Origin of the sequence: Paenibacillus forsythiae T98 (assembly GCF_000520735.1) — a bacterium.
Lineage (GTDB): Bacteria > Bacillota > Bacilli > Paenibacillales > Paenibacillaceae > Paenibacillus_AQ > Paenibacillus_AQ forsythiae.
The window spans coordinates 1-6502 of the sequence record NZ_ASSC01000128.1 but is presented as its reverse complement, the minus strand read 5'-3'; the positions used below and the strand labels follow the sequence as shown (position 1 = coordinate 6502).

The 6502-nt window shown below is 55.9% G+C and carries 5 protein-coding genes and 1 pseudogene; 1 reads left to right on the top strand and 5 read right to left on the bottom strand.

The features are described from left to right. Positions 1-3 precede the first annotated feature (3 nt). The 4 genes from lysA to L692_RS0104650 all read right to left on the bottom strand — a co-directional run bounded on the left by lysA (position 4) and on the right by L692_RS0104650 (position 4746). Positions 4-1338 carry a diaminopimelate decarboxylase gene (gene lysA, locus L692_RS0104665; protein WP_025697630.1) on the bottom strand — a complete coding sequence of 445 codons (1335 nt, stop codon included), beginning with the start codon at positions 1336-1338 and terminating at the stop codon, positions 4-6. Between the two features lie 114 nt (positions 1339-1452). Continuing rightward, positions 1453-3255, bottom strand: coding sequence for a spore germination protein (locus L692_RS27740; RefSeq protein ID WP_084463072.1), 1803 nt, complete (start codon positions 3253-3255; stop codon positions 1453-1455). Positions 3256-3662: 407 nt separating this feature from the next. Then, positions 3663-4088 (bottom strand): stage V sporulation protein AB, encoded by a 426-nt coding sequence (locus L692_RS0104655; protein WP_025697625.1) that lies wholly within the window; start codon positions 4086-4088, stop codon positions 3663-3665. A 7-nt stretch (positions 4089-4095) separates the two neighbouring features. After that, positions 4096-4746: a stage V sporulation protein AA gene (locus L692_RS0104650; RefSeq protein WP_025697623.1), complete on the bottom strand. Its 651-nt coding sequence runs from the start codon at positions 4744-4746 to the stop codon at positions 4096-4098. 288 nt (positions 4747-5034) lie between these two features. Here L692_RS0104650 and L692_RS0104645 point away from each other — a divergent pair, with 288 nt between their 5' ends. Further along, the gene (locus L692_RS0104645; RefSeq protein WP_025697622.1) at positions 5035-6207 is read left to right on the top strand and encodes a hypothetical protein; all 1173 of its coding nucleotides are present in this window, start codon (positions 5035-5037) and stop codon (positions 6205-6207) included. An 87-nt stretch (positions 6208-6294) separates the two neighbouring features. Here L692_RS0104645 and L692_RS32395 read toward each other — a convergent pair. Continuing rightward, positions 6295-6502: pseudogene (locus tag L692_RS32395) on the bottom strand (carboxylesterase/lipase family protein); the annotation flags it as partial.

The following is a 6502-nucleotide window of genomic DNA, read 5'->3' as shown; positions in this document are numbered from 1 at the left end:
AAGTTATTTCGTTACCGGCTGTTTCGCGATCCGCTCCGGCACAATATCATTGGCAATCAGATCGCTGTGGCTTTCGCGCTTGACCACAAGATCGCTTTGTCCGTTCTGCACGAACACCACGGCCGGACGGGCGATACGGTTGTAGTTGCTGGCCATGGAATAGTTATAGGCGCCTGTGCAGGCTACGGCGAGCAGATCCCCGCTCTTCGTTTCCGGCAGCTCCACATCCCAGATCAGCATATCGCCGCTTTCGCAGCATTTGCCCGCGATGGATACCGTTTCCACGGCCGGGTCGTTTGCCCGGTTCGCCAGCAGCGCTTCGTATTTCGATTCGTAAAGCGCAGGACGCGGATTATCGCCCATTCCGCCGTCGACCGCCACGTACTTGCGTACGCCCGGGATCGTTTTGTTCGTGCCAACAGTATACAGGGTTGTTCCCGCGTCGCCGACGATGCTGCGGCCCGGCTCCACCCAGATTTCAGGCAGCTTCGCACCGATTCCGGCAAAAAATTTCTTCACCGCTCCCGTAATGGCGGCGACATATTCAGATACATGCAGCGGCGTGTCGCCTTCGGTGTAACGGATGCCGAAGCCTCCGCCAAGGTTGACCACGCTGAATTCCGTGTTCAATTCTTCCTTCACGCGGCGGGCAAAGTCGGCTACACGCTCAACCGCCATTTCAAAGCCTTCCGTCTCGAAAATCTGGGAGCCGATATGGGAATGCACGCCCAGCAGCGTCAGATTCTCCTTGGCGCTTGACTGCTGTACCGCTTCAAATGCGGTGCCGTTGCCGATATCGAAGCCGAACTTCGAATCGGTCTGCCCGGTGGCGGCGTAAGCGTGATGGGCATGCGCCTCGACCCCCGGCGTAACGCGCAGCAGAATATTGACGTTCACGCGCTTGCTGGCCGCGATGGCTTGCAGAAGATCCAGCTCGACGAAGTTGTCGACAACGAAGCAGCCGATTCCCGCGTCCAGCGCCATTTCGATTTCAAACGGCGTCTTGTTGTTGCCGTGGAAGTGAATCCGCTCCGGCGGAAATCCGGCCTGCAGAGCGGTGTACAGCTCGCCGTCGGAGACAACGTCAAGGGACAGCCCCTCTTCGTCCGCGAGACGGCACATCGCCATTACCGAGAACGCCTTGCTGGCATAGGCTACCTGAAAGCCCAGACCGCTGGCGGCAAAAGCGTCCATATATTCGCGGCAGCGGCGGCGGATCAGCTGTTCATCCATGATATAAAGCGGAGTGCCGTACTCGGCCTTGAGTTCCGTAACGTCGCATCCGCCGATTTCCAAATGACCGGCATCGTTAATCCGGCTCGTCCCGTGTAAAAACATATTCGCAATCCTCCGATTTCTGTGGAATATCCATCCCAGTCTTTTATGGTATTCAGTATAGCAGAGGAAGGGAACGCCATAGAATGGACAAATACGCAGTTGATTTGTATTATCCTACGATTTGTCCTTCTTCCCGGTATCCAGCGACATGCGCGTATTATCCCTCGTTTTATTGAAAGACGGCCTTGTTTTGGAAGAAAGCACCGGCACGCGGAACAGGATGGCCCCCATTGCCTTTGCATTAAACGGTATGAACGGCCACAAATAGGACGAGTTGTAGGACCGGTTGACCGTCAGCAGAACGATGAACAGGGTCGAGGCGACCACAAGTCCGATAACATGGAAGAAGCCTGTGGCCAGAAGCAGGAACAGCCGTACAAGCCGGTTGGCCAGACCAAGCTCATAGCTTGGCGTGGCGAACATGCCGATAGCGGCCACCGCCATATACAGGACGACCTCGTTGACGAACAGCCCCGTCTTAACGGCAATGTCACCGATCAGAATCGCGGCGATCAGGCCCATGGCTGAACCGAGGGGCGACGGCGTATGCACCGCAGCCATACGCAGCAGATCCACCCCGAACTCGATGATCAGAAACTGGGCGAGCAGCGGAATTTTGGCGTTCTTCTGCGGACCGATAAAATCGAGCAGCGGGGGCTTCAGCTCGGGATGGATGACCATCAGCATCCAGAGCGGCAGCAGGAAGATGGAAGCGAAGATTCCGGCGAACCGCACCCACCGCAAATAAGAGCCCATGAGCGGAGTCTGGCGGTTCTCTTCCGCATGCTGGCATAAATCGAAAAAGGTCGTCGGGATTACCATCACGCTGGGAGACGTATCGACGAACACGACCACCCTGCCTTCAAGCAGGTGGGAAGCGACAATGTCCGGCCGCTCTGAATAACGGACCATGGGATACGGATTCATGCTCTTCCCTATGATAGCTTCCTCCAGCTGCTTGTCGGCCAGCGGAATGCCATCGATGTCGATGCTTTTGATTTTGTCGATGACCGCCTTGACCTGCGTTTTATCCACAATATCGTCGATATAAGCGATGGACACATCCGTCTGCGTCCTCCGGCCTACCTTGTGCAACTCGAATTTCAGCCCCGGATCACGCAGCCTGCGGCGGACAAGCGCGATATTGCTCAGAAGGGTCTCCGTGAACCCATCGCGGGCGCCTCGCACCACACGCTCGATGGAGGGCTCCTCCGGTCCGCGAACCGGATACAACCGCGTATCCATGATGATGACGGAAGGTTCCCCCTCGATGAACAGAACGCTCATCCCGGCCATGGCCTGGTTTATCGCCTCGCTCATCCGGTCGTCCTTCACAACCTGGATATGGGGGATGTACTCATTCATGAAAGAGGCCATGGCATCGGAAGACATATCGCAAGGGGTCAAATACGTAAGCCGCTTCAGTATCTCATCCAGAATGACATCCTTGGCAAAGCCGCTGATCAGCAGCAGCCCCGTCTTTCTTCCTCCCAAGTGCATTTCCCGGAATACTACATCGAATGTCGTTCCAAGACCCATCACTTCGGTCAGCACTTCTTTCGTCTGATCGATCGTTTCGGGAATCCTGTCATCGCCATGCCAGTACAGAATGGATTCTTTCACGGAATTTGACAGTTCCCTATCCCTTTTCTCCTGCTTGGGATCTTCCGGCTGACCTGAAGCTGCTGCTTGATTTCGGCGGCCTTTTTTACCCTTATCCGCATCCTCCTGCTCCGCCGCGCCGCCGGTCTGCTTCGCCGCCCGATCTTCGTCCGGGGAAGAACCGGAACCTCCCCGATCCTGCTCCGAAGCAGGGCTCTCATCCCCCTCTTCACCAGGCAAAATACTCCGGATAAAGCCGGATACTTCGCCATCCGAACGTTCATCCGGCGCTCCAAGCTCCCGGGACGCTTCCATGTCGCCCGCTCCGGCGCTCGGCCCGGCGTCCGGCGATCCGCCGCTTTCCACGGCGCTGATTCCTTCGCCCGAACCCGGCGCCGCACTGCTTGCCACGTCGCCTAACCCTTCTGCGCCCGCCACCGCGCCACTGTCCGCAGCCGCCTGGTCATCGCTGGCGTCCGGCGCTCCGCCGCTTTCCACGGGGCTGATCCCTTCGCCCGAACCCGGCGCCGCACTGCTTGCCACGTCGCCTAACCCTTCTGCGCCTGCCACCGCGCCACTGTCCGCAGCCGCCTGCCCGGCACCCTCATCCCCCGCCGTGCCGCCGCTCCCCTCACTTGCCGCATCCGAAAGAGGCTTCTCCGGTTCTTCACTGTTCAAGTAATCGCCGCTGTGAATGTATCTGCTCATCTTAAACCCTCCGTTTACTGTCGGTACACAAACCAGTCAAATAAGGAACCCGCCACTTTGCCAAATACCATCGCCATCAGGAGTCCGAACAGATGTGAAGTCATATGAAGGCGCTTGGCCAAGATCGGCAGCACGTTCAGCACTTCGGTCAATGCGGCGGCAAGCATGCCGACAAAGATTCCGCCGAACAGGCCGACCATCGCCTCGGCCATTGGGCCAGCGGCAATTTTCCAGTTCCAGAAATCGCTCACCGTGCCGAGAAGCGACCCGCTGACCATGGCGCCCTCATACCAGTGCACCTTGTCGTAAGATTTCGTCAGCTGGGCCAACCTGGGAATCATGTCGAGCACGACGAACAGGGCGATCACCCCGCCGCCGACGGCAATGCCTCCCGCGATGCCAAGGATCAGCGTCAGGCCCACTTCGATCGGAGCCGTCATTTTGCGTTCACTCCCTTTCGCCCGTGCCGTCTTCGCTGCGCTTCATTTTCCGGTATTCCTCATGAATGACGTATTGGTCAATATTTCTCTGATACAGGAACATTTCCACCTCAAGCGGGGTCGGCTCCTCATTCCATTTTTTCTTAAACAGATGATTGAAAAAGATGACCATGCCGAATCCGATCCCGACGGAATACGCCAGCTGGAACAGGTAAGGATGCTCGTCCCGGCGGCCGGTCAGCATCTCCACGATCCGGATTTGCACCTCCATCATGCTGACGTCCGCATGGAAATTCATAATGGTCAGCGCCGCGCCGAAGAACAGCAGCAGCCAGACGAGGGCGAACATCGCAGTCGACGGCCTCCGCTCCCCCCTGGATTCGCTGATTTGGACAATCGTCTCATTTTCTCCAATCGGCTCGATATCGGCATCCGGGATCAGCTTCTTCACCAGGGGAATGACCTTCAGCATATCAATGAGGATCAGGTTGCCGTCGCTGTACTCCGGCTGGACCAGAAGCAGCGATTTCAGCGGCTCCTCCCACTTCGGCGGGGCAATCAGGCTGGCGACATCGCCAAGCCTCACCCCTCTGCCTTGCGGAAGCGTCACCCGGTGCTTCAATTGTATATAGATGGCGGAGCCAGAATGAGTCTTCATCCGCTGTCCTCCTAAATCAACAATCGTCAAGCCCGCTTGCGCGGGACCGCCCGTTTCGGGCGGACAATCTTTCTTAAGGCTCCGGACGGAACGCCAGTATGCCAGATTAACGGTAGTATGGATGGAAAGGCTTATTTTTACTCTAGGCATCGCTAACCATCAGACCAGGGACTCTATAAGTTTGAAATATTGGTGAAATTTAACTTCAGTATAGCGGAGAGCGCAACCTTTTCCCGGTCATAAGAGTCTATACTTAATATTGAAAAAGAAGGGGGATCAACCAAAAAAATGAAGTTCTCAAGCCAAGCTATTAGACGTACCCTCCTGGGCGCCGCGGTGCTGCTTGCCCTCAGTGTACAAGGCTTGCCTTCCGTAAAGGCCCAGTCCGAAATCAACGTGTACGATTCTGCGGTGGATGCCTCAAAAGGAATGGAGCTGTATTCTACCAGTTACACGGTCGACGGCAAGTTTGAAAATGCGGTGGTCTACAAGCAACAGGACGGTACTTATGCCAAGTGGCAGGAGCCGTTCCGGTCTTTCCACACAGAGGCGGACGGCTCTGTCATAGTCTATGGGTATGATCCGGAGGCTACCTACGTATACGACCCGGATCGTCAGGCGATCGTCCAAAAAAATGTCTATATGCTGTCTCCGGACGGCAAATGGGGATTTCTGTGGCGTTTCCGCTATAATTTTCAAGCGTTGTCAGCACCATATGGCGCGTATTATTCCAGACTTATCGACTATTATTTAAAAAACATGGAGACTGGAGAAGTCTCTTTGTACAAATCCTCCGAGAGAAGCTTTTCATTGTGGTGGTACGATCAACACACACTGCTGGAATCCGGTTATGACAACAAGGCCAAGCAGAATATGATTACGGCTTACAATCCGGACACAAACAAAAGAACAACGTTACTGGCCGGGAAGCTGTATAACTTTAACCCTTCCAACTTCAAGCTGCTGTATGCGGAGAATGAGCCGCTTCGGATAGAGCGGGTGTACGATCTGAAGACAGGTTCCTCCCATATTCTGAATGACGAAGCTGAGAGAGACGCCCTCTATCCGCCTGCGCCTGCCCGGACAAAACCGTCCCTTCCTGCCGGCATTAATCCCGCCGAACTGCCCGTCGTCCCGGTTCCCCTTATTGAAGAATATGAGTATACGGCGGAAATCAACGGCCTCAGCATCCCGCTAAGCACGGTATTTCAAGCGAACGGCAAACGCTGGATTCCTGTAGGTCCTCTCACCAAAGCGCTGGGCTGGAAGGCGGAGCTGTTGAAGCAGCCGGGATCGTCCAATAAAGCCCCGGGCTATCAATATACCATCTCGAAGGAAGCGGCAAAACTTACCCTGACCCCTTCAAACAGCTTCAGCACCGGCAACAGGTTGTTTATGACGGATGACCAACTGAAGTCACTTGGCTATGGCCCCATCAAGCTGGTTCCCCATACCAACTGACTTTTCAGGCAGCAGCAAAAAAACGTCCAGACCGAGGAGACATTTCGGCTTTGGACGTTTTTGAATTGGAGCAGGGCAAGAGGCGGCTCACGCCATATATTTGAACATCAGCCGGCGCTTCTCCGGCTCAGGGTCCTTCACGACGCAAGAGGTTTCGTCGAAAATAAGGGTCGCGCGCTCCGAAGTCCCGTACTCCGGCCACGGCAGCTCCCCTGTACCGGGGCTTCCGCCGTGGGCAAACGCGGCCCACGCGTTCCGCATCGCCTGGGAAAGGGATTCCATCGCGGGGGTAATG

Bases quoted from the DNA above. Each gene is read 5' to 3' on its own strand.
- L692_RS0104650 (WP_025697623.1), bottom strand. From the start codon at position 4,746: ATGAAGACTCATTCTGGCTCCGCCATCTATATACAATTGAAGCACCGG.
- L692_RS0104645 (WP_025697622.1), top strand. From the start codon at position 5,035: ATGAAGTTCTCAAGCCAAGCTATTAGACGTACCCTCCTGGGCGCCGCG.
- L692_RS0104655 (WP_025697625.1), bottom strand. From the start codon at position 4,088: ATGACGGCTCCGATCGAAGTGGGCCTGACGCTGATCCTTGGCATCGCG.
- lysA (WP_025697630.1), bottom strand. From the start codon at position 1,338: ATGTTTTTACACGGGACGAGCCGGATTAACGATGCCGGTCATTTGGAA.
- L692_RS27740 (WP_084463072.1), bottom strand. From the start codon at position 3,255: ATGGAAGCGTCCCGGGAGCTTGGAGCGCCGGATGAACGTTCGGATGGC.